Annotated in this window: 23 protein-coding genes and 1 tRNA gene; 12 read left to right on the top strand and 12 right to left on the bottom strand. The window is 64.9% G+C overall.

All coding sequences use genetic code 11. The features are described from left to right. Window positions 1-95: 95 nt before the first annotated feature. Entirely contained in the window at window positions 96-434 is a 339-nt protein-coding gene (locus tag XH87_RS14890) for a P-II family nitrogen regulator (protein WP_028176997.1), read from the bottom strand. Window positions 435-669: 235 nt separating this feature from the next. On the opposite strand from XH87_RS14890, the gene XH87_RS14885 reads away from it, so the two are divergent. Further along, window positions 670-1,560 carry a DUF4339 domain-containing protein gene (locus XH87_RS14885; RefSeq protein WP_271587874.1) on the top strand — a complete coding sequence of 297 codons (891 nt, stop codon included), beginning with the start codon at window positions 670-672 and terminating at the stop codon, window positions 1,558-1,560. Between the two features lie 39 nt (window positions 1,561-1,599). Here the strand turns inward: XH87_RS14885 and tesB are convergent, their stop codons facing one another. Next, entirely contained in the window at window positions 1,600-2,463 is an 864-nt protein-coding gene (gene tesB, locus XH87_RS14880) for an acyl-CoA thioesterase II (protein WP_271587873.1), read from the bottom strand. Window positions 2,464-2,660: 197 nt separating this feature from the next. Between tesB and XH87_RS14875 the strand changes: the two genes are divergently transcribed. Then, the gene (locus XH87_RS14875) at window positions 2,661-3,881 is read left to right on the top strand and encodes a ubiquinone biosynthesis hydroxylase (RefSeq protein ID WP_271587872.1); all 1,221 of its coding nucleotides are present in this window, start codon (window positions 2,661-2,663) and stop codon (window positions 3,879-3,881) included. A 216-nt stretch (window positions 3,882-4,097) separates the two neighbouring features. Here the strand turns inward: XH87_RS14875 and XH87_RS14870 are convergent, their stop codons facing one another. Both XH87_RS14870 and XH87_RS14865 read right to left on the bottom strand, forming a co-directional pair. Next, window positions 4,098-4,295, bottom strand: coding sequence for a Trm112 family protein (locus XH87_RS14870; RefSeq protein ID WP_035703192.1), 198 nt, complete (start codon window positions 4,293-4,295; stop codon window positions 4,098-4,100). An 85-nt stretch (window positions 4,296-4,380) separates the two neighbouring features. Continuing rightward, window positions 4,381-4,911 carry a TetR/AcrR family transcriptional regulator gene (locus XH87_RS14865; RefSeq protein ID WP_271587871.1) on the bottom strand — a complete coding sequence of 177 codons (531 nt, stop codon included), beginning with the start codon at window positions 4,909-4,911 and terminating at the stop codon, window positions 4,381-4,383. 102 nt (window positions 4,912-5,013) lie between these two features. Here XH87_RS14865 and XH87_RS14860 point away from each other — a divergent pair, with 102 nt between their 5' ends. The 5 genes from XH87_RS14860 (at window position 5,014) to XH87_RS14840 (ending at window position 8,157) form a co-directional block, all read left to right on the top strand. After that, window positions 5,014-5,364 carry a hypothetical protein gene (locus tag XH87_RS14860; RefSeq protein ID WP_035703203.1) on the top strand — a complete coding sequence of 117 codons (351 nt, stop codon included), beginning with the start codon at window positions 5,014-5,016 and terminating at the stop codon, window positions 5,362-5,364. 30 nt (window positions 5,365-5,394) lie between these two features. Next, window positions 5,395-6,198, top strand: coding sequence for a crotonase/enoyl-CoA hydratase family protein (locus XH87_RS14855; protein WP_271587870.1), 804 nt, complete (start codon window positions 5,395-5,397; stop codon window positions 6,196-6,198). Beyond that, a complete protein-coding gene (locus XH87_RS14850; RefSeq protein WP_271587869.1) occupies window positions 6,195-7,007 on the top strand; it encodes an SDR family oxidoreductase in 813 nt (270 codons plus the stop codon). The genes XH87_RS14855 and XH87_RS14850 overlap by 4 nt, the downstream gene beginning before the upstream one ends. A gap of 220 nt (window positions 7,008-7,227) precedes the next feature. Next, complete coding sequence (locus tag XH87_RS14845) at window positions 7,228-7,506, top strand: PepSY domain-containing protein (protein ID WP_271587868.1); 279 nt, start codon at window positions 7,228-7,230, stop codon at window positions 7,504-7,506. A gap of 60 nt (window positions 7,507-7,566) precedes the next feature. Beyond that, the gene (locus XH87_RS14840; protein ID WP_271587867.1) at window positions 7,567-8,157 is read left to right on the top strand and encodes a cytochrome b/b6 domain-containing protein; all 591 of its coding nucleotides are present in this window, start codon (window positions 7,567-7,569) and stop codon (window positions 8,155-8,157) included. Window positions 8,158-8,240: 83 nt separating this feature from the next. Here XH87_RS14840 and XH87_RS14835 read toward each other — a convergent pair whose 3' ends face one another. Both XH87_RS14835 and trxA read right to left on the bottom strand, forming a co-directional pair. Further along, complete coding sequence (locus tag XH87_RS14835) at window positions 8,241-8,918, bottom strand: LON peptidase substrate-binding domain-containing protein (RefSeq protein ID WP_035703185.1); 678 nt, start codon at window positions 8,916-8,918, stop codon at window positions 8,241-8,243. Window positions 8,919-8,951: 33 nt separating this feature from the next. Further along, entirely contained in the window at window positions 8,952-9,875 is a 924-nt protein-coding gene (gene trxA, locus XH87_RS14830) for a thioredoxin (protein WP_035703183.1), read from the bottom strand. 272 nt (window positions 9,876-10,147) lie between these two features. Between trxA and XH87_RS14825 the strand changes: the two genes are divergently transcribed. From XH87_RS14825 to XH87_RS14810, 4 genes are all read left to right on the top strand, one after another. Beyond that, window positions 10,148-10,222 (top strand) — tRNA-Gly (locus XH87_RS14825). A 79-nt stretch (window positions 10,223-10,301) separates the two neighbouring features. Beyond that, on the top strand, window positions 10,302-11,288 hold the full coding sequence (locus tag XH87_RS14820) for an NAD-dependent epimerase/dehydratase family protein (protein ID WP_271587866.1): 987 nt from the start codon (window positions 10,302-10,304) through the stop codon (window positions 11,286-11,288). 381 nt (window positions 11,289-11,669) lie between these two features. Beyond that, a complete protein-coding gene (locus XH87_RS14815) occupies window positions 11,670-12,950 on the top strand; it encodes a PQQ-dependent sugar dehydrogenase (RefSeq protein WP_158669383.1) in 1,281 nt (426 codons plus the stop codon). 187 nt (window positions 12,951-13,137) lie between these two features. After that, a complete protein-coding gene (locus tag XH87_RS14810; RefSeq protein WP_271587865.1) occupies window positions 13,138-13,719 on the top strand; it encodes a c-type cytochrome in 582 nt (193 codons plus the stop codon). Between the two features lie 184 nt (window positions 13,720-13,903). Here the strand turns inward: XH87_RS14810 and panE are convergent, their stop codons facing one another. The 4 genes from panE to XH87_RS14790 form a co-directional block, all read right to left on the bottom strand. Beyond that, a complete protein-coding gene (gene panE, locus XH87_RS14805; protein WP_271587864.1) occupies window positions 13,904-14,827 on the bottom strand; it encodes a 2-dehydropantoate 2-reductase in 924 nt (307 codons plus the stop codon). Between the two features lie 101 nt (window positions 14,828-14,928). Further along, on the bottom strand, window positions 14,929-15,537 hold the full coding sequence (locus XH87_RS14800; RefSeq protein ID WP_271587863.1) for a 2-hydroxychromene-2-carboxylate isomerase: 609 nt from the start codon (window positions 15,535-15,537) through the stop codon (window positions 14,929-14,931). 87 nt (window positions 15,538-15,624) lie between these two features. Further along, window positions 15,625-16,974, bottom strand: a complete 1,350-nt coding sequence (locus XH87_RS14795) for an MATE family efflux transporter (RefSeq protein WP_271587862.1) — start codon at window positions 16,972-16,974, stop codon at window positions 15,625-15,627. An 89-nt stretch (window positions 16,975-17,063) separates the two neighbouring features. Next, window positions 17,064-17,642 carry a DUF2239 family protein gene (locus XH87_RS14790; RefSeq protein WP_271587861.1) on the bottom strand — a complete coding sequence of 193 codons (579 nt, stop codon included), beginning with the start codon at window positions 17,640-17,642 and terminating at the stop codon, window positions 17,064-17,066. A 164-nt stretch (window positions 17,643-17,806) separates the two neighbouring features. Between XH87_RS14790 and XH87_RS14785 the strand changes: the two genes are divergently transcribed. Beyond that, window positions 17,807-18,472, top strand: coding sequence for a glutathione S-transferase family protein (locus tag XH87_RS14785; RefSeq protein ID WP_271587860.1), 666 nt, complete (start codon window positions 17,807-17,809; stop codon window positions 18,470-18,472). A 92-nt stretch (window positions 18,473-18,564) separates the two neighbouring features. Here XH87_RS14785 and XH87_RS14780 read toward each other — a convergent pair whose 3' ends face one another. Then, on the bottom strand, window positions 18,565-19,860 hold the full coding sequence (locus tag XH87_RS14780; protein ID WP_271587859.1) for an MFS transporter: 1,296 nt from the start codon (window positions 19,858-19,860) through the stop codon (window positions 18,565-18,567). 98 nt (window positions 19,861-19,958) lie between these two features. Further along, the gene (gene ggt / locus XH87_RS14775; RefSeq protein ID WP_271587858.1) at window positions 19,959-21,710 is read right to left on the bottom strand and encodes a gamma-glutamyltransferase; all 1,752 of its coding nucleotides are present in this window, start codon (window positions 21,708-21,710) and stop codon (window positions 19,959-19,961) included. Between the last annotated feature and the right edge of the window lie 98 nt (window positions 21,711-21,808).

The following is a 21,808-nucleotide window of genomic DNA, read 5'->3' as shown; positions in this document are numbered from 1 at the left end:
GTGTGGTCGTTGCCCGGTGCGATCGAAGAAGATCAAAGCGTTTTCAAGCGAAGTGGATACCGGTTCGCTTGAAGAAAACGCGTCAAAACCAGAATCTAGAGCGCGTCGCTGTCGGTTTCGCCGGTGCGGATGCGCAGCGCATGGTCGATCGGCGTGACGAAGATCTTGCCGTCGCCGATCTGCCCGGTGCGCGCGGTCGCGGTGATCACGCTGACCGCCTTGTCCGCAACGTCGGAGGCGACCGCGATCTCGATGCGCAGCTTGGGCAGGAAGTTCACGACATATTCGGCGCCGCGATAAATCTCGGTGTGGCCCTTCTGCCGGCCGTAACCCTTCACCTCGGTCACGGTCATGCCGTGGACGCCGATCGCGGTCAGGGCCTGGCGGACCTCATCGAGCTTGAAGGGTTTGATAATCGCGACGACGAGTTTCATGGTCAGGCCTATTCCCCGGGATGCGCCGCGCCGTATGTCCCCGGCGCAGCGTCAATCTGGCATCTTTCCGGGCAAATGGCATAAAAAAGTTGCAGATTGAAGCGGAAAAACGATTGGGCTTGTGAACGGCCGCCTCTGTACAGGGCAACCGTTCATCATTCACAATGCATTTTTGGCATGGAAACAGTGAACCCGCACCGGTCGAGCGGTACATAAGTGTTTTGGGGGACGCTTCATGGCGAGTTGGTTCTACGCATCCGAGGGCAAGCAGCAGGGGCCTTTTCCGGAAGGGCAATTCCGCGATCTCGTCGCTCAGGGCATCGTGCGCCCGGATACGCTGGTATGGACCGAGGGCATGGCCGGCTGGCAGAAGGCCGCAGAAATCCCCGGCCTGATCGGAGGCGGCGGCGCGCCGCCGATGATGCCGGCCGGAGGCCCGCCGATGATGGGTTCCGGCGGCTACGCCGGCACGGGCAGCGGCGGCTCGCTGGCGGTCGATTTCGGCATCCTGGAATTCACCTGGCGCAGCATCGTGATGCTGATCGGCATGTGCTTCATCATCCCGATGCCGTGGGTGTTCGTCTGGTACACGAAATGGATCGTGTCCTGCGTGAAGGTCCCGGGCCGGCCCAATTTCAGCTTCACCGGCACTGCGATGGCCCTGGTGCCCTGGTTCTTCGGCTTCATCGTCCTGGCGATCGTGATCGGCTACCTCGGCAGTCAGTTGCTGAGCAATTTGCTGTTCATCGTCCAGCTGGTTCTCTACTGGCTCTTGATCAAATGGATGGTCGCCAACCTCGCCTCCAACGGGCAGCCGCTGGGCTTGAGCTTCACCGGCTCGATCTGGGCCTATATCGGCTGGAATCTGCTGTTCGCGATCTCGATTATCACCATCATCGGCTGGGCCTGGGTCGCTGCGGCTCAGATGCGCTGGTTCTGCCGCAGCATCGAAGGCACACGCCGCGAGATCGTCTTCAAGGGCAGTGGTCTCGACATCCTCTGGCGCGGCATCGTCGCCGCGATCCTGAGCAGCCTCATCATCCCGATTCCGTGGGTGTATCGCTGGATCATGAACTGGTTCGCATCCCAGACCGAGCTCGTTCCGCGCGGCTCGCTCGGAGCGTGACCCGGAAAGCCATGAGCGCGATCTATCGCGCCGATGGAGCTATGCCCTCCGCTCGCGCACGGAGCCTTCCTGCGCGACGGAGGCGACCAGCGTGCCGTCAGGCTTGAAGATCGAGCCGCGCGTCAGGCCGCGGCCGCCCTGGGCGCTCGGCGAATCCTGGGCGTAGAGCAGCCATTCGTCGGCGCGGAAGGGGCGGTGAAACCACATCGCGTGGTCGAGGCTCGCAGGCATCATGCGCTTGTCGAACAGCGTTCGACCATAGCGCGCCATGATCGCATCCAGCAGCGAGAAGTCGGAAGCGTAGGCAAGCGCGCACATATGCAGTGCCGGATCGTCGGGCAGCTTCGCTGCGGTCCTGATCCAGACGTGAATGCGGCCGTCGTCGATCTTCTGGCCGAAATAGCGGCCGAGCTCGACCGGGCGCAGCTCGATCGGACGATCGGATTCATAGTAGCGGCGGATGAACTCCGGCATCTCCTTGAACATCGGCTGCTTCGCAACCTCCTCCGCCGTGAGTTTTTCCGGCGGCGGCACATCGGGCATCCCGTCCTGATGGTCGAACGCACTCTCCTCCTCGGCGTGGAACGACACCATGATCGAGAAGATCGCATTGCCGTGCTGGATCGCCGTGACGCGGCGGGTCGAGTAGCTCTTGCCGTCGCGCAGGCGCTCGACCTGATAGATGATCGGGATCTGCGGATCGCCCGGCAGGATGAAATAACAATGCAGCGAATGCGGCAGCCGGCCCTCGACGGTGCGGCAGGCAGCGACCATCGCCTGCCCGATCACCTGGCCGCCGAACACCCGCTGCCAGCTCGTCTTCGGGCTGTTGCCGCGGAACAGATTCACCTCGAGCTGTTCGAGGTCGAGGATCGAAATGAGGTCGATCAGGCTTTTGGACATGATGGTGCTTTCGCCTTGTCGTCATTCGGGGGCGATGCGGAGCATTGAACCCGGAATCTCGAGCCAAAACCTCGTCATTCCGGGGTTCGCGCTTTGCGCGTCCCGGAATGACAGGAAGAAGCTGCCCTTGTTTCACCGCACTGTTTCGCCCAGCTCAAGTCTGCTAGCAAGACCGAGAATTGACCGGGAAACTTGGTATGTCGGTACAGGGTAGCATTGTCATCGGTGGCGGCGCGTTTGCAGGGCTTGCGCTGGCCCTGGCGCTGCGCCAGGGGCTCGGGCCCGAGATTCCCGTCATCGTCGCCGATCCCGCGCTCGGCACACGGCCGAGCCGAGATCCCCGCGCCACGGCGATCGTCGCCGCCTGCCGTCGCCTGTTCGAGGCGATCGGCGCCTGGGACGGGGTCAGGAGCGAGGCCCAGCCGATCCTCGACATGGTCGTCACCGATTCCAGGCTGGAGGACGCCACCCGTCCGGTGTTCCTGAATTTTGCCGGCGACGTCGCTCCCGGCGAGCCCTTTGCGCACATGGTCGAGAACCGCCGCCTGATCGATGCGCTGGTCGTGCGCGCCGAAGCCGAGGGCGTCGATCTTCGCGCCACCACGGTGGCGTCCTACGATGCGCGCGCAGACGGCATCGACGTGACGCTCGGCGACGGCAGCGTGATCGCCGCGAGCCTTTTGATCGCCGCCGATGGCGCGCGGTCGAAGCTGCGCGAGCGCGCCGGCATCGCCACTCATGGCTGGGAGTATGACCAGTCCGGCATCGTCGTCACCGTCGGCCACGAGCGCGATCACGAGGGGCGCGCCGAAGAACATTTCCTGCCGGCGGGCCCGTTCGCGATCCTGCCGCTGTCGGGAAAGCGTTCGTCGCTGGTGTGGACCGAGCGCCGAGCCGAGGCCGCGCGCATCGTTGCGCTCAGCGACGAAGAATTTCACAGTGAGCTCGAGCAGCGTTTCGGCCTGCATCTCGGCGAGGTGAAGGCGCTCGACAAGCCTCGCGCGTTTCCGCTGTCCTATTTCGTCGCGCGTTCCTTCATCGCCGAGCGCCTCGCGCTGGTCGGCGATGCCGCCCACGTCATCCACCCGATCGCGGGCCAGGGCCTCAACATGGGGCTGAAGGACGTCGCGGCGCTGGCGGAGGTCGTGGTCGATGCCGCGCGGCTCGGCATGGATATCGGCGGGGCGGATGTGCTCGAACGCTACCAGCGCTGGCGCCGCTTCGACACCATGGCGATGGGCGTTGCCACCAACTCGCTGAACTTCCTGTTCTCCAACCAGTCGACGCTGTTGCGCACGGTGCGCGACATCGGCCTCGGCCTTGTCGACCGCGCCCCGCCGCTGAAGAACCTCTTCATCCGCCAGGCCGCCGGGCTCACCGGCGAGGTACCAAGATTGCTGAAGGGCGAGGCGTTGTAGCGCGTGTTCTTACCGCATACTCAGCTGTCGTCCCGGACAAGCGCGCCATAGGCGCGCGCAGATCCGGGACCCATACGCCGCAGCAACAGTTTTGCGAAGACGCGGAGTTGCCAGCCTCGTGCCACAACCACTGCCTGTGGTTATGGAACCCCGCTTTCGCGGGGATGACAGCGAGAATGTGGCGCGGCCATAGTGCCCCATTCAAGCGACGCGAGATCAATCGATCTTGCGCGCCTCTTCCGGCAGCATGATCGGGATGCCGTCGCGAATGGGATAGGCGAGCTTGGCGCTGCGCGAGATCAGCTCCTGCTTCGCAGGATCGAACTCCAGCGGGCCCTTGGTCAGCGGGCAGACCAGAATCTCCAGCAATTTCGGATCGACGCTGGCTTCGGGACGTTCGGTGGGCGCGTTCATTGGGATCTCCGGCAGTCGGTTGCCTTTAGCATGGAAATTCGCGCCCGCCCATCGCGAGCCAAGATCGCAGTGCGATCGGGATACTCTAGGCGGAGACCATCGCCAGGAGCTCGTCGAGCAGGGCCTGAAGCCGCGCGGCCGGCACCGGCGGGCCCGACAGCGCGAAGCCGAGAAATGTCCAGTACAGGATCTGCGCGCGGGCCTGGGCCGCCGCCGGGGTGAGCCCACGCTCTTCCAGGAGGCCTTCGATATAGTCGAGCCTGCGGCGGTCGATCGCGCGCACGGCGCCTTGCGCCGCCGCATCGAACGCCGCCCAATTGCGCACCGCGCGTTCGAGATCGAGCCGCGCGCCGAACGACCTGCGCAGCAGCGCCGTCAGCGGCTCGTCGCCGGCGGCCTCGACGTCGGCGATGATCTGCTCCGCCGCGATCTCGCGCCAGCGTTTCAGCACCGCGGCCTGGAAGGCACCGAGATCGGCGAAATGCCAATAGAAGCTGCCGCGCGACACGCCCATCACCTTTGCCAGCGGATCGGCCTTGAGCGCGGTGAAGCCGCTCTTGGCCAGCGCCTTGAGGCCTTCCTTGATCCAGTCGTCGGCGGAGAGCTGTTCGGTCATGTCGGGTTCCCGGGTCCGACCATACACTAGTGTATTGACAGGCGGTCGGCCAGCGCCTATCTGTCCATACAGTAGTGTATGGATATCGGGCGAGGTCTGCTGATGCGTGATCTGCTGCTGCAATGTGCCGGCGCCGCGGGAATCGTGGTCGCCCTGATCCATGGCGTGCTGGGCGAAACCAAGGTGTTCGCCAAGGCGACCATCACCCCGGAAAGCCTGCGCACGTTGATCCGGCTGGTCTGGCAGGCCGGGACGGTCGCCTGGATCGGCGGCGGCGCGCTCCTGCTTGCCGCCCCCATGTTGGGATCGGACAGCGCGCGGCACTGGATCGTCGCGACGATTGTCACCGTCTACGGTTTTGCAGCCGTCGCCAACGCCTGGTGGTCGCGCGGCCGCGGCTTCGGCTGGAAGGCTCTCGCCGCCGTGGTTGCGCTGGCGATCGCTGGATACTGAACCCGCGATGCAAGCCACAGGAGAAGCACGATGAGCGACCGTGTCCGTCTGTCCATCGACGATGGCGTGGCCCATGTTCGGCTGAATCGTCCGGACAAGATGAATGCGCTCGACCCCGCGATGTTCGAGGCGATTGTTGACGCCGGCACGCAGCTTCGCTCGCGCAATGACATCCGCGTCGCCGTTCTCTCCGGCGAGGGCCGCGCATTTTGCGCAGGCCTCGATCTGGACCGCCTTCTCGCCACGGTGAAGCACGAACCGCTGCTCCCATCCGTCGACCTGACACGCCGAACCCACGGCATTGCGAACTATGCCCAGCACCTCGTCTGGCTCTGGCGCGAGCTGCCCGTGCCGGTGATCGCAGCGGTGCACGGCGTTGCCTTCGGCGGCGGCCTTCAACTCGCGCTCGGCGCGGACCTGCGCTATCTCGCGCCCGATACCAAGCTCGCGGTCATCGAGACCAAATGGGGTCTGGTGCCGGATATGTGCGGCACGCAATTGATGCGCCATCTCGCGCGCGAGGATGTGGTGCGGGAGCTGACCTACACCGGGCGCATTTTTTCGGCCGACGAAGCGCTGACTTACGGCTTTGCGACGCGGCTTGCCGATGATCCCGTCGCCGCCGCGCTGGCCACGGCGCGCGACATTGCGGGCCGCAGCCCCGATGCGATCCGTGCCGCCAAGCGACTGCTCAACCTGTCCGCAACTTGCGACGCGGCGTCCGGTCTCGCTGCGGAGACCGCTGAACAGGCCGGACTGCTTGGATCCGTCAATCATCGCGAAGCGGTCAGGAGCAATCTGGAACGTCGTGCGCCAAGATGGAGTTTCGCATGACGCTGACGCTCGTCACCGGCGGCACAGGTCATCTCGGCCGGGATATCGTCGATCGTCTGGTTCGCGACGGCCGTCGCGTCCGGGTGTTTGCGCGATCGCCGGGCATGCGATCGGACGTCGAATGGGCCGCAGGCGATCTCGCCACGGGCGCCGGGTTGCGCGAAGCACTGCGCGACGTCGATACGGTCATCAACGCGGCGACGCATTCGCCGATCGCACGGCGCGGCGGCATACGTCCGATCGATTTCTTCAGATCGCCCTCCGCCGTGGACGTCGAGGGAACGGAGCGGCTGCTGTCGCTCTGCGGGGAGGCCGGCATCCGGCACTTCCTGCACGTTTCGATCGTCGGGCTCGACCAAGCGACCCTGCCCTACGCGCGGGTCAAGCTCGCGGGTGAACGGCTGGTGCGTACGTCAGCGCTGCCCTGGTCCATCGTTCGCGCAATGCCGTTCTATTACCTGCTCGACAAGTTGCTCTCGGGCCTCGTCTGGCTTCCGGTGTGGCCGGTGCCGACGACGCTGTTCGATCCCGTCGCTACGTCGGATGTCGCCGATCACGTTCTGGCTTGTGCGTTCGACGGGCAGCGCGGCGCGCGCGCCGAGATCGGCGGCCCCGAAGCGCTCGATCTCGTTGCCATCGTCCGCCAATACAGGGATGCAAGGCGGCTGCACCGGAAGATCCTGCCAATCGGCCTGTCCGAGGCGAAGGCGCGCGGCATGGGCTTGGTCGTCAGCCATGGCGCGCGCGGACGTCTCCGCTGGGAGGACTGGCTGCAGCGCAACTATCCGGGACTGCGAAGTGCGGCCTAGCGCAACTGGCGAGGTGAGCAGTCCATCCGACCCGTGAGGCGTAAGGCCGCAGCGATCCAGCGAAAGCATGCTGCATGCGGAGAGCGCTGATCTTTTGGCGATCGTTAGAACAACTCTAAATGCAAATGGCCTCGTACCGGATTGACTTCACCATCACCTTTGCTTCCTTCAGTTCCGCTTCGCGGCTCGCGTAGCGCGCACGACAGAGGAGGAGATTTTCGTGAAGGTCATTCGTGTTGTTGCCATTGCACTGACGGTCGGGACGAGCATGGGGTCGGCCGCCATGGCCGACGGCTTCAAGGATTGCACCAAGCTCGACAAGGCGTCGTGGAAGCCGGCCAGCGAAGCCGAAGCCAAGGCCAAGGCGCTGGGCTATGAAGTGCGGCGGTCCAAGATCGAAGGCTCGTGCTACGAGGTCTACGGCGTCAAGGAAGGCAAGCTCTACGAGCTGTTCTACAGCCCCGAAGATCTCAGCCTGAAGCACACGATCGCCAAGTGAACTGCGACGTCGGTCGCGCGACGCAATCTGCGCACAGCTAGGCTTGAGGGTGGTCTTCGCTTGATCGAACAAGCGCCAGACGCGCGCGGGGTGTCCGACCGGACCCCCGCCGAGCGAACTGTTTCGCGGACGCTCGCGGTCTGGGATCTCCCGCTGCGCCTATGGCACTGGGCTCTCGCGGCCGGCGTTCTGGTCGCGTGGTTCACGCCGACGGTTCATGACGGCCTTCACCGCGTAGCCGGCTATACGGTGCTGGGACTACTCGCTTTTCGCCTGGTCTGGGGCTTCTGGGGAAGCCGCTATTCGCGCTTCCGGATGGTCGGGGTCAGGCTTCGCGCGGCGCCTCGCTATCTCTGGAATCTGCGCCGCGGCATCACCGGCCGCTATATCGGGCTCAATCCCGCCGGCACCTTGATGCTGGTCGCGCTCTTGGTCTCGCTCGCCGTCTCGGCGATCACGGGCGCGATGTCGGTGACCGTCACCTTCTTCGGCGTCTGGTGGGTCGAGGACACTCACCACTATTCGTCGGACGCCGTCATCGTCCTGGTCGTGCTCCACGTTGCCGGCGTGGTGCTGATGGGACTTCTCCAGCGCGAGAATCTGATCCGCGCGATGATCACCGGGCGCAAGCGCATCCGGCATCATTCGTAGAATTTTTGAAGGCGACATTCCCTCCTCGTCATGGCCGTGGGCTTGTCCGGCACAAGCCCGGGCATGATGGAGCTTGCAGTGCCTCACTGCAACGGCGGATCGCCGCTGGTGCGCTTCTTGGCGAGATCCATCTCGGTGACGGCGATCAGGATCTCGGCGCGGGTCTTCAAGTCGGGCGCCTCCAGCATCGCCTGCTTCTCCGCGGGGCCATAGGGCGACATCATCGCCAGCGCGTTGACCAGCGCCTCGTTGGGCGCGCTCTCGACGCCTTCCCAGTCGACCTTGAGATTGTTGGCCTTCAGAAAGTCCGCCAGCACCGCCAGCAGCGCTTCGCGATCGACCTCGTCCTCGCCCATGCGGGCGGTGAAATCGTCGACGAAGGCGAAGAAATCCACCTTGCACTGCCGATAGGCGGTAAGCACGTCGAGCTCCTCGACCACCTTGAAGCGCGCGACGCCGGTGAGCTCGAGGATGTAGCGGCCGTCGCCGGATTCGGCGAGTTGGGTGATGCGACCGACGCAGCCGACGCGGAACAGCGCCGGCTTGTCGGAATTCTTCGGCGAGTGCGCCACGTCGGGCTGGATCATGCCGATCAGGCGATGGCCGTCGCGGAAGCAATCGTCGACCATCGAAAGGTAGCGCGGCTCGAAGATGTTGAGCGGCATCTGGCCGCGGGGCAGCAGCAGTGCGCCCGGCAGCGGAAAGACCGGAATGATCTCCGGGAGGTCGGCGGGCCCGCGATATTCGATGTTGATCGGCATCTGCCCGGTCCCCCTGGCGTTGCCAGTACGTCCCTATGAAAACAGGACCGTCGACAGACGCTTGCGTCCCTCGACGGTTGCATCATCCGTGCCGCCCCAGGCCTCGAAGAACTGCACCAGCTGCTTGCGGGCGCCGTCGTCGTTCCACTTGCGGTCGCGCTTGACGATCTCGAGCAGCTGCTCGGTCGCCGCTGCGCGGTTGCCTTGCGCGTTGAGCGCGGTGGCGAGGTCGAATCGGGCCTGATGATCGAGCGGGTTTGCGGCGACTTTCTGTTCCAGCTCGGCGACCGGTCCAAGCGATTTCGCCTGCTCGGCGAGATCGATCGCGGTCTGCACGGCCTTCACGGCCGGATCGTTGCGCTTGGATTCCGGCACCATGGCCAGCGTCTGCTTGGCCTGCTCCATCGCGCCGGAGACGGTGTAGCACTTCGCAAGGCCGGCAAGCGCCGCGATATTGGTCGAATCATGCTGGAGCGCCTCGGCGTAGATCTGCGCCGCCGCCGCCGTGTCGCCCTCGGCGAGCACCGCTTCGGCCTCCTGCACGATCTCGGCGACATTGACCTCGCCCGGCGCGGTGACACCCTTGGTCAGCCGCTCGATGAAGGCATTGACCTGGCTCTCCGGTACCGCGCCCATGAAGCCGTCGGCCGGCTGGCCGTTGACGAAGGCGATCACGGCCGGGATCGACTGGATGCCCATCTGGCCCGGGATCGCCGGATGGTGGTCGATGTTCATCTTGACCAGCTTGACCTTGCCCTTGGCCGCCTTCACCGCCTTCTCCAGCACGGGCGTGAGCTGCTTGCAGGGGCCGCACCACTCCGCCCAGAAATCGATCAGCACCGGCTGGCGCTTCGATTCCTCGATCACGTCCTTCACGAAGGTCTGGGTGGTGGTGTCCTTGATCAGGTCGGCCGCAGCCGGGCCCGCCGCTCCGTTACCCTGGTCGATGATCGTCACGGGATCCCCTCGTCATGTCTGGAATGGCTGCTCTTTAGCACGCCGCCACATCATATGCTCGTTGTCGGCTCCTAAATTGGGCCGAACGGGCCGAATTTCAATCCAGGCGACCCGATTCGCCGGTTCCGGGGCTCTTTCGGGCGGTTTCGTCGCATTCGGGGTCCATATGGGGTCTCCGATTGCGAATCTATGCCGCCGGTAGCTGTTGCATTCCCTGTCCGCTTTTGGCATACGACAGCCGTTGCCGGCGCGTCACGCGACCGACACAGGATGCGGGTGTAGCTCAGTGGTAGAGCACGACCTTGCCAAGGTCGGGGTCGAGGGTTCGAGCCCCTTCGCCCGCTCCAATTTTTCCCAGAGCATCCAGCCAAACCGGGTCGGGCCGCGGTTTTCCGCGGCGCTGGCCGCTGTATTGTTGGGTGTCAAATGACAATCCTGATCACAGGCAGCGCGGGCCACCTCGGTGAGGCCATAGTCCGAACGCTCCGCGGGCGCGGATTGCCCGTGCGCGGGCTCGATCTGAAGCCCTCCCCCTTCACCGCCGCCGTCGGCTCGATCGTCGATCCCGCGTTCGTGCGGGAGCAGATGGACGGCGTCTCCGCCGTGATCCACACCGCGACGCTGCACAAGCCGCATGTGGCGACCCACTCCAGGCAGGACTTCGTCGACACCAATGTCACCGGCACGCTCAATCTGCTCGAGGCGGCCGCGGCGGCCTGTGTGAAGAGCTTCGTCTTCACCAGCACCACCAGCGCGTTCGGCTCGCAGCTCCGCCCCGAGGCGGGACAGGCCGCGGTGTGGGTCGCCGAGGATCTGCCGCCCGTCCCGAAGAACATCTACGGCACGACCAAGCTGATGGCCGAGAATCTCTGCGAGCTGTTCTTTCGCGAGCGCGCCCTGCCGGTCGTCGTCCTGCGGACCTCGCGCTTCTTTCCGGAGGACGACGATGATCCGGCGATGCGCTCGGCTTACGCGCTCGAGAACGCGCAGGCCAACGAGCTGCTCTATCGCCGGCTGGATATCGCGGACGCGGTGGGCGCGCATCTGCTGGCCATCGAGCGCGCGGCGAAGATCGGGTTCGCCCGCTACGTCGTCTCGGCGACGAGCCCGTTCGAGCCGCGCCACCTCGCGGCGCTTGCACGCGATGCGGCCGGTGTCGTGCGCGAGCTCTATCCGGAGTGCGCGCGGCTCTATGCGGCACGCGGCTGGCGGCTCTTCCCGGAGATCGACCGGGTTTATGTCAACGCGCGGGCGCGGCGCGAGCTGGGCTGGCGGCCCGAATTCGACTTCGCGCATGTGCTGCACAGCCTGCGCGTCGGACAGGATTTTCGCAGCGCGCTGGCGCGCGAGATCGGCTCCAAAGGCTATCATGATACGGTGTTCGACGACGGGCCCTACCCCGTCGCCTCGTAAGCGCCGCGTTTGCCATTTTGCTCGACAGCTCAAATGCCTGCCCGGCGTCACCACGAGCAACGCCGCCTGGACCGTTCTACTGTGCATGGGGTTGTTTTCGCGCTTTTGCGTGTCCACCCTCGTGCCGTCTGAAAGGAATCCAGGCGCCTTCTCGATTCCGCGTTGCAGCGAGAGCGTCGTCGTCGCGGCGTTCGCCCGCTTATTGACATTCCGTCTCAATTTTTTCGGAGCGCGAACGCGGTGCAGGCGTCGCGCTTCTCACCGTTCGCAGATGTGCTAACCTTTTTGCGTCTGTCGTTCCGACGGACCCACGACTTCGCCTCTCGACTGGCAAAATAAAATAACGCGCAGCCCTCACGGCTGCCTTAGGGGAGTGACGCGATGAAATTCCATCGATCCGTCTTTCAATCCGTTCTGGCGCTTGCAGCGGCTGCCCTTCTCGCAGGGACGAGCGCTGGCAATGCGCAACAGCAGGACAAGAACCGGGCGCTGAAGAAATACGAATCCGGCACCAAGGAGTTCTGGACACACCCGCCGGACGACTGGTTCCTTGGCGACGAGACCGAGGCTCAGAAGGGCCTCGCGCCGCCCTCGGGCCCGCCAACCGGCGCCTCCGACGCCGAGCTCGCCAATATCGTCAAGAAGATCAAGCTGCCGCCGGGCTTCAAGATCGAGGTCTATGCCTCGGGCGTGCTGGCCGCGCGGCAGATGGCCTGGGGTGACAAGGGCACGCTGTTCGTCGGCTCCTTCGGCCTCGGCAACGTCTATGCCATCAAGGACAACAACGGAAAGAAGGAGGTCAAGACCGTCCTCAAGGGCCTGAACATGCCCACCGGTCTCGCCTTCAAGGACGGCGCGCTCTACGTCATCGCCGTCGACAAGCTGATCCGCTACGACAACGCCGAAGCCAATCTCGACAATCTCGGGCAGGGCAAGGTCGTCTACGACGACATGCCGTCCTATGCCGCGCATGGCTGGAAGTACATCGCGGTCGACAAGGAAGGCTGGTTCTACATTCCGTTCGGACCGCCCTTCAACATCGGCATCCCGCCGACCAGCGTCTCGCAGATCCGGCGCGTCGATCCCAAGACCGGCAACGCCGAAATCTGGGCCCTCGGCGTCCGCAACTCGGTCGGCGGCGACGTCGATCCGCGCACCGGCAAGTACTGGTTCACCGAGAATGCCCGCGACTGGATCAGCGATGATCTCCCCTCAGACAAGCTGAACATGATCAACAGGATCGGCGAGCATTTCGGTTATCCCTATTGCCACCAGGGCAACCTGCCGGACGACAAGTTCGCGATGGGCCACAAGTGCTCCGAGTTCACGCCGCCCGTGCTGAATCTCGGCGCCCATGTCGCTCCGCTCGGCATGAAGTTCTACACCGGCGACCAGTTCCCCGCCGAGTACAAGAACAACATCTTGATCGCCGAGCACGGCTCCTGGAATCGGCACAAGTACCAGGGCGGCCGCATCGTTCGCGTGATCGTCGGGCCCGACGGCAAGAACCCCAAGCAGGAGGTGTTCGCCTCCGGTTGGATCGAGGGTGACCAGGGCTATCTCGGTCGTCCCGACGACATCATCCTCGCCAAGGATGGCTCGATCCTCGTCGCCGACGACTGGGCCGGGGCGATCTATCGCATCAGCTACAGCAAGAAGTAGCGCGCGCACGACACGAGGCTGCGGTGGCCGGAAGGCGCCGCGGCCTTTTGTTTGACGCGGCAGGCTCACAGCGGAACACGTTCGTCATGCCCGGACTTGATCCGGGCATCCATCAATCGAGAAGCCTTTCAAAAACGGGATGGATTGCCGGGGCAAGCCCGGCAAATGACAGTCGGAGAGATCATCCATGCGAGCAGTCTGGTTTGGAGTTCTGGCAGCCACCCTTCTGGTTGCGCCGGCCACGCGTGCCGCCGACGTCGCTGCCGGCAAGGCCAAGGCGCAGGTGTGCGCCGGCTGTCACGGCGAGAACGGCATCTCGCAGACCGAGAACATCCCTTCACTGGCCGGCCAGCCCGATCAATTCCTGCAATGGCAGCTCGTGTTCTTTCGCGCCGGCTCGCGCAAGAACGAGCAGATGCAACCGATCGTCGAGGAGATCACCAACGAGGACATCCGCAATCTCGGCGCCTATTTCTCGCAGCTGACGCCGCCGAAAGGCTCGGAGGACAAGGACCCTGACCTCTCGAAGAAAGGCGCGCAGGTTGCCGCCGGCCGCCGCTGCGCCTCATGCCATACGGATAGCTTTGCCGGCACCAAGGGAGTCGCACGGCTCGCCGGTCAGCGCGAGGAATATCTGGTCAAGGCGCTGCACGACTACAAAGCCGGCCAGCGCGTCGGCGGCGGCGTCGCGGCGATGGCCGACGTCGCCTATCACATGAGCGACGAGGAAATCACGACCGTCTCGCACTATCTCGCGCATTTGAAATAGCAGCGGAGCCGTTGCCACAAACTCCGCTGTCGTCCCGGGACGCGCGTAGCGCAGATCCGGGACCCATACCCACAGGAAGTCGTTTTGCGATGATTCGGAGTGGGAGCAGCGCAACAAACTGCTGCCTGTGATTGGGTCCCGGGCTCGCGCTACGCGCGTCCCGGGACGACAACCGAGCTTGTGGTCAGCTCGCGCGCTGCTTCTCATACGCCTTCAGATGCGTGTACGCGATGCGCAGCTTCGGCACCGGCACCTTGGCGGCATCTGCGCGCGCGATGAGATCGCCGATCACGTGATCGGCCTCGACCGGCAGGCCTGCCTTGATGTCGCGGAACATCGAGGCCGTCATCGGCGAGCCTTCGGTGGTGAGGTTGCCCTTCACCCGCTCGAAGAACGGCCCGCCCGGCGGATAGCCCGACGCGGTGGCGATCGCGCTGGTCTCATCGAGCATGCCGAGCAGGAAATCGCGGCCGCCCGGAGCCGCAAGGATGTCGCCGACCGAGGCGCGCATCAGGCTGGTGGACGCCGCGAGCGAGGACAGGAACACCCACTTCTCCCACATGTCCTGCATGATGTTCTGGCTGGCGGTGGCGCCAGTGATGCCGCTCTTGAAGGCCTCGTCGATCGCCTTCACCCGGTCCGACATCTTGCCGTCGCGCTCGCCGTAATTGATCGACTGCATCGGCTGGAGCTGCACCACCTCGCGCTTCTCGTTCAAGGTCGCGGCGATGGCGCAGAGGCCGCCGAGCACGCGTTCCTTGCCGAACCGGGCATCCAGCGTGTCGAGATGCTTCATGCCGTTGAGCATCGGAATGATCGCGGTGTTCGGTCCGACCGCCGCGGTAAACGACCTGATGGCATCGTCGAGGTCAAACGCCTTGCAGCTCAAGAGCACGACGTCGAACTTGTCCTTCAGCGCGTCCGCCTGCACGGTCGGCGGATTTCTCAAGGTCACGTCGCCGTTCGGGCTCTTGATGACGAGGCCCGCGCTCGCGAGCTCGCTGGCGCGTCGTGGCCTGACCAGGAAGGTGACGTCGCGGCCGGCCTGCAACAGCCTGCCACCAAAATAGCCGCCGATGGCGCCGGCGCCGACCACGAGGACACGCATGGGAGAACTCCGCTATTGTTCTTGGCGAATGGCGAATAGGGACTAGCGAATAGGGCAACGCGCAATGAAATGCGAGTCACGTTTCCACTATTCGCCATTCCCTATTCGCCCTTCACCGTCTCCTCGACCTCGCGCAGCTGCTCCTTGCCGAAGAACATTTCGTTGCCGACGAAGAAGGTCGGCGAGCCGAACGCGCCGCGGGCTACCGCCTCCTCGGTGTTCTTGATCAGCCTGGCCTTCACCTCGGGCTCCTGGCCGCGGGCGAACAGCTTTTGCGCGTCGAGCCCGGAGGACGCCAGCGCCTTGGCCGCGACGTCAGGATCGTCCATCTTCTTCGGCTCGCACCACATATGGTGGAAGGCGGCTTCGACATAGGGCTCGAACACGCCCTCGAGCTGCGCTGCGATCGCCATGCGCATGAGGTTGAGCGTGTTGACAGGAAAATGCGGATTCCAGGCATAGGGCTGGACCTTGAAGCGCTTGATGAAGCGCTCGGTCTCGACCTGCTGGAATTCGCGCTTGTTCTTGACGCCGGCGAGGGTCTCGGCCGGCGACTTGTTGTTGGTCGATTTGAAGATGCCGCCGAGCAGGATCGGGACGTACTCGAACTTGACGCCGATGCGCTGCTCGATCGCCGGAATCGCGAGATGGCTGAGATAGGCGTTCGGGCTGCCGAAATCGAACAGGAACTGCGGGGCGGTGCGGGTCAAACTCATTCTCCCTGAGGACGCTTTCACCCATTGTGGCGCAGCATGCCCCGCAGGTCCACCGTTTAATGATGATCATAATACTTTGAGTCAGACCAGACGCCGGATCGCCTGCTTGCGCCACACCAGGAGGTAATAGCCCATCTGCAAAACGAACATGGCGCAGAACACGATGGGATAGGCAGCCCAGACGCCCGCAAGGCCGACCGTGCGGCTCAGGATCACCGCGGCCGGCAGTTCGATCGCGACAATCGCGAAGATCGACAGCAGCATCGGTGTGAACGCGACACCGGCCGCACGCATCGCGCCTGAAAACACCGTGGCGAGGCCGAACGGCACCGAGCTCCACAAGGCGATGTACAGCAGCCCTTTCGCCAGATCGAGGACGGCGCCATCGGTGATGAAGATACCAAGCACGGCGCGCGGGGCGAGATAGATCAGCGTCACCAGCCCGCCGGTCAGGACGATGTTGAACGTGAGGCCGGTACGGACGATGCCATCGAGCGATGTCCTGTCACCGCTGCCGACAGCTTGCGCGCCGAGGATCGAGACCGCGATCGAAATCGACATCGCCGTGAACTGCGTATAGCCCATCACCTGGTTGACGGCGCCGTACGCGGCCGTGGCGTCGGACCCATAGCCGTTGACGAGGCCGAGCAGCACCAGCTCGGCGATCGCCATCACCACCATGCCGATCGCGCTCGGCAGTCCGATGCCGAGAACCTTTCCGAGCACGGTGCCGTTCAGCCGCAGGTGACGCAGCAGCGCCGCGTCCGGCGCGAGCGCGTGCTTCTTGCGCAGCAGATGGACGGCCAGCATGATCAGCGTGAGTGCGTTCGAGATCGCAGCCGCCCATGCCGGGCTGGTGATGCCAGTCGCCGGCCATCCGGACGCGCCGCGGATCAGCAATGGCGTCAGGACCAGGCCGATCGCAGTCGACATCGCCAGCGCCAACAATGGCGTGAGCGCGTCGCCGACGCCGCGGATCATCGCCGTCATCAGCAGGAAGACGAAGCCGAGCGGCATGGTCAGCAGCATGATCCTCGCATAGGCGCTGGCCGCATCGAGAATGTCCGCGGGCGTGGCGAGCGCCATCATCAATTGACGACTGAAGAGCCCGCCAATCAGTGCAACCGAAATCGACAGCAGCAAGCCGACTGCGAGTGTCGTACCCGCGATGATCTTGATTTGGCCGTGCTTGCCCGCGCCAAAGGCCTGGCCGATCAGCACGGTGGCGCCGGTGCTCAGTCCCATGACGAAGGCGAACAGGAAGAACATTACCGGGAAGAAGACCGAGACTGCGGCGAGCGCGTCGACGCCGATCATCTGGCCGAGATAGACATTGCTGACGGTGCCGAACAGCGATTGCAGGGCGTTGCTCAGCATCAAGGGGGCGAGGAAGCGCAGGAATGTGGTCCAGAGCGGTTTTGGAGCGGACATGGATCGGCCTTTCATCAGGGCGTGCGAAGCCGTTGCCGCGCAATGCGCGGCTCGGCCGTCGATGGGGTTGTGAAGAGCGGCCGCGCGGTTTACGCGCGGTCGCTGTAGGCGAGCTTGACGATGTGGTCGCGGATGTCAGTCGGCCAATCGGCGATCAGTCCGGTGAAGCGCCGCCGATCATCCGCGAACAGTGCGCGCGAGGCCTCCTCGAACTGCGGCAGGTTGCCGGCCATGGTCGACATGAAGTGATAGGCCGCATCGCGCGCCTGCTGCGCGCGGTGCTTGTCGCCGCTGACGCGCCTGGCCTCGTCGACCAGCTTGCGCAGTGCAACCGAGGCGCCGCCGGCCTGTGCGTTGAGCCACTCCCAGTGCCGCGGCAGCAGCGTCACCTCGCGCGCGACCACGCCGAGCTTCGGCCGGCCGCGGCCGCGCGGCTCTGCGGGTGCCTCGACCGTCTCGGCCGGCGGCATGAGCTTCGCCAGCCGCGCCAGCACCTCATGATCGTTGCCGCGCAGGTCGAAATCGACCGACCGGCCCGTCCCGTCGTCGAAGATGATGATCGGCTGGTCCAGCGGCTGCGTCTCGCGCTTGACGGCAAGCGCGACTTCGCCCGCCGTCCCTGAGGCCAGCCGGCGCTGGCCGGCGAAGGCTGTGTAGGTCCCTTGCATTGGAATCATTGCCATATTGACCGTGGTGGCAGCTTAATATCCGGGTAAATTATCGACGTCAATATACCCGGGTGAAAATATCCGCACCGGCGCCTCGACAATGTGTTCCCGGGCTGGCACGAACGGCGCAGCCGACCGACACGCCTAGCGCCAAGGACCTCAAAATGCTGACCGTTCACCACCTCAACAATTCCCGTTCGCAGCGCGTGCTGTGGCTGCTCGAGGAGTTGGGCGTTCCCTACGAGATCGTGCGCTATCAACGCCAGCCGGATATGCGCGCGCCGAAGGAACTGCGGGCCATCCATCCGCTCGGCAAGTCGCCTGTCATCACCGACAACGGCAACACCATTGCCGAGTCAGGCGCGATCATCGAATATCTCATCGCAACCCACGGCGATGGCCGGCTGATCCCGCCGCCGAACACGCCGGAGCGGCTGCGGTACACCTATTGGCTGCACTATGCGGAAGGATCCGCGATGCAGCCGCTGCTGCTCAAGCTGCTTTTCACGCTGATGCCCAAGCGCGCGCCCGCCCTGCTGCGCCCGTTGGTGCGCAAGGTCTGCAACCAGGCGCTGACCGCGCTTGTCAATCCGCAGCTGAAGCAACACATGGACTATTGGGAAGGCGAGCTTGCCAAGAGCGAGTGGTTCGCCGGCAGCGAGTTCACCGCAGCCGACATCCAGATGAGCTTTCCGCTGGAAGCAGCCCAAGCGCGCGGTGGGCTCGAGCAGGGCCATCCCAAGGCGATGGCGTTCCTGGAGCGTATCCACGCCCGGCCGGCGTATGCGCGCGCGCTGGAAAGAGGCGGGCCGTATCAGGTGGGGCGGTAGGCCTGTCTCCCGTCATTCCGGGGCGGTGCGTAGCACCGGACCCGGAATCTCGAGATCCCGGGTTCACGCTTCGCGTGCCCAGGGATGACAGGTCAGTCCGCGTGCAGCACGCGCCCGCGTGTCTCCGGCAGCGCGAAGGCGGCGATGAAGAACACCGCGTAAGCCACCACCGCGAAGATCGCGATCGCATTGGCGAGCGATGTCGTCGCCGACAGCGCGCCGACGAGGAATGGAAACAGCGCGCCGATGCCGCGGCCGAAATTGTAGCAGAAGCCCTGGCCCGAGCCGCGCAACCGCGTCGGATAGAGTTCGGTCAGGAACGCGCCAAGCCCGGAGAAATAGCCCGAGGCGAAGAAGCCGAGCGGGAAACCGAGTATCCAGAGGATCTCGTTGGTCAGCGGCAGCTGTGTGTAGAGAAGCACCACCGCCATGGCTCCGAGCGAGAAGATCAGGAACAGGTTGCGCCGCCCGATCCGGTCGGCGAGCCACGCGCCCACGAGATAGCCGATGAAGGAGCCGATGATCAGCGTCGCGAGATAACCGGTCGATCCGACGATCGACAGGTGCCGCTCCTTGGTCAGGAATTGCGGCACCCAGAAGGTGACGGCGTAGTAGCCGCCCTGGCAGCCCGTCGCCATCAGCGACGCAAGCACCGTGGTCTTCACGATCGGGAAGGTGAAGATCTCCCAGAGTTTCGGATGACTGCCCGTTTCCGCCCGCCTGGCGCGGGCCTCGGCCGCGATCTCTGGCTCGGTGACAGAGCGGCGGATGTAGAACACCAGAAGTGCCGGCAGCGCTCCAATCACGAACATCCAGCGCCACGCCGTCTCCGCCGGCAAGACCGAGAACAGGATCGCCTGCGACAGCACGGCCAGGCCCCAGCCGACCGCCCAGCCCGACTGGACCGAGCCAACCGCGCGCCCGCGATATTGCGGCCGGATCGCCTCGCCCATCAGCACGGCACCCGCCGCCCATTCGCCGCCGAAGCCGAGACCGAGCACGGCACGTGCGATCAGGAGCTGATCGAAATTCTGCACGACGGCGCAGACCAGAGAGAAGAACGAGAACCAGATGATGGTGATCTGGAGCGTCCTGACACGCCCGATATGATCGGAGAGATAGCCGCCGAGCCAGCCGCCGATGGCGGAGGCGAGCAGCGTCACCGTGCCGGCAAGGCCGGCCGAGGCCGCATCGACCTTCCACAGGGCGATGATGGTGCCGATCACCAGCGGATAGATCATGAAGTCCATGCCGTCGAGCGCCCAGCCCGCAGCGCAGGCCCAGAACGTCCGCCGCTCGGACGTGTTCATGTCGCGATAGAAGGCGAGCAGGCTGGTGTCATCGATCTCGGCGCGTTCGATGCGCTGGTTCGGACCGGCGGTGGTCATGTGTGTTTTCCCGGCAATTGCTTTGGCTGGGCGGTGGTAGCACGCACGCCGGCCCGAGCAAGCCGGCGCGCGCTGCCGTGCCATGCAGGGAGAGCGGGCTACTGCCCCGCCGCTTCCGCGCCGCGCGTCCGCGGATCGGCCGCGCCAAGCAATCGGTTCGGCGTCACGAGAATCGAATTCGCCGATGTCTGCCCCATCGGCTCGACGACGAGGTGGCCCATGGCCTTCAGCGTGAGCAGCACGTCGTCGGGAAAGCCACGCTCGACGCGCACCTCATCCGGTAGCCATTGGTGATGCAGCCGCGGCGCTGCGACGGCGGCCGCGACATCCATCTTGTAGTCGAGGACGTTCACGATCACCTGGAGCACGGTCGAGATGATGCGGCTGCCGCCAGGGGAGCCCGTCACCAGCACCGGCTTGCCGTTCCTCAGCACGATGGTCGGCGACATCGATGAGAGCGGCCGTTTGCCGGGACCGGGCAGATTTGCCTCGAAGCCTACGAGGCCATAGGCATTGGATGCGCCGACCGCTGCGGTGAAATCGTCGAGTTCGTTGTTGAGCAGCACGCCGGTGCCGTCGGCGACGAGGCCGACGCCATAGCTGAAGTTCAGCGTATAAGTGTTGCTGACGGCGTTGCCACGGGCATCGACGACGGAGAAATGCGTCGTGTTGCTGCCCTCACGCGGCGCGGCGGAAGCGGACACGAGCTCCTGCGACGGCGTGGCGCGTTCGGTAGAAATACCCGCGCGCAGCTTGGCGGCGTAGTCCTTCGCGATGAGCGTCTCGATCGGTGCGTTGACGAAGGCGGGATCGCCGAGATAGCGCGCGCGATCGGCATAGGCGCGCTTCATGGCCTCGATCAGCAGATGCAGCGACGCCGGCGATCCCTGCTTCAAATCGGCCAGCTGAAAGCCCTCGAGGATGTTGAGCGTCTCCACCAGCACCACGCCGCCTGACGATGGCAGCGGCATCGAGACGATGTCGTAGCCGCGATAGGTGCCGCGCACCGGCGCGCGGATGACCGGCTGATAGGCCTTGAGGTCGGCCGGCGCCATGATCCCGCCGGCGTCGGTCACGGCCCTGGCGAGTTTCTCCGCGACCGGCCCGTCGTAGAAGCCGCGCGGCCCCAGCGCGGCGACGGCCGACAGCGTTTCGGCGAGATCGCCCTGCACCAGCCGGTCGCCTTCGCCCAGCGGCGTGCCATCAGGCCGCGAGAAGATCCTGGCCGAGGAAGGCCAGCGTGCCAGCCGCCGGTGCCAACTCGGCAGCGTATCGGCAATGTCGTCGCTGACGATGAAGCCGTCACGTGCGAGCGCTATGGCGGGCGCGAGGAGTTGCGCCAGCGTGAACCGGCCGGAGCCGTATCTGTCCAAGGCCATCGCGAGGCCCGCGACTGTGCCGGGAACGCCGACGCCGAGTGCGGAATCCCGTGACTTCGTCGTGTCAGGCTTGCCGTCTGCGCCGAGGAAGATCTGCGGCGTCGTCGCGGCCGGCGCGGTCTCGCGATAGTCGATCGTGATGTCTTCGTTGCGATCGGCGGAATGGATCACCATGAAGCCGCCGCCGCCGATATTGCCGGCGCGCGGGTAGGTCACCGCCATCGCAAAGCCGGTCGCGACCGCAGCGTCGACCGCATTGCCGCCGCGCCGCAGGATGTCGGCGCCGATCTGCGCGGACAACTTCTCCTGCGCCACCACCATGCCGTGCTCGGCGGCGACGGCGCGTACCGTGTCGCGCGCGGGCGGCACATAGCCCCTCCGCGCATCCTGAGCGGTCGCGGGAGCGACACTGAACGCCAGGGTGGCTATGAAGGCGAAGAATATCCGCCGTGTCGAATGTGATGACATCATCAAAACTTCCGCCGCGGCCTCGGGCCGGTTCACACGCCTCGCTGCAATGCTATACGGTTTGCTCCAGGAGAGACAAAACTGTTCGTGATGAGGACTGC

The organism is Bradyrhizobium sp. CCBAU 53415, from assembly GCF_028128735.1.
In the GTDB taxonomy this organism is placed as follows: domain Bacteria; phylum Pseudomonadota; class Alphaproteobacteria; order Rhizobiales; family Xanthobacteraceae; genus Bradyrhizobium.
This window is presented reverse-complemented; position numbering and strand designations above follow the sequence as displayed.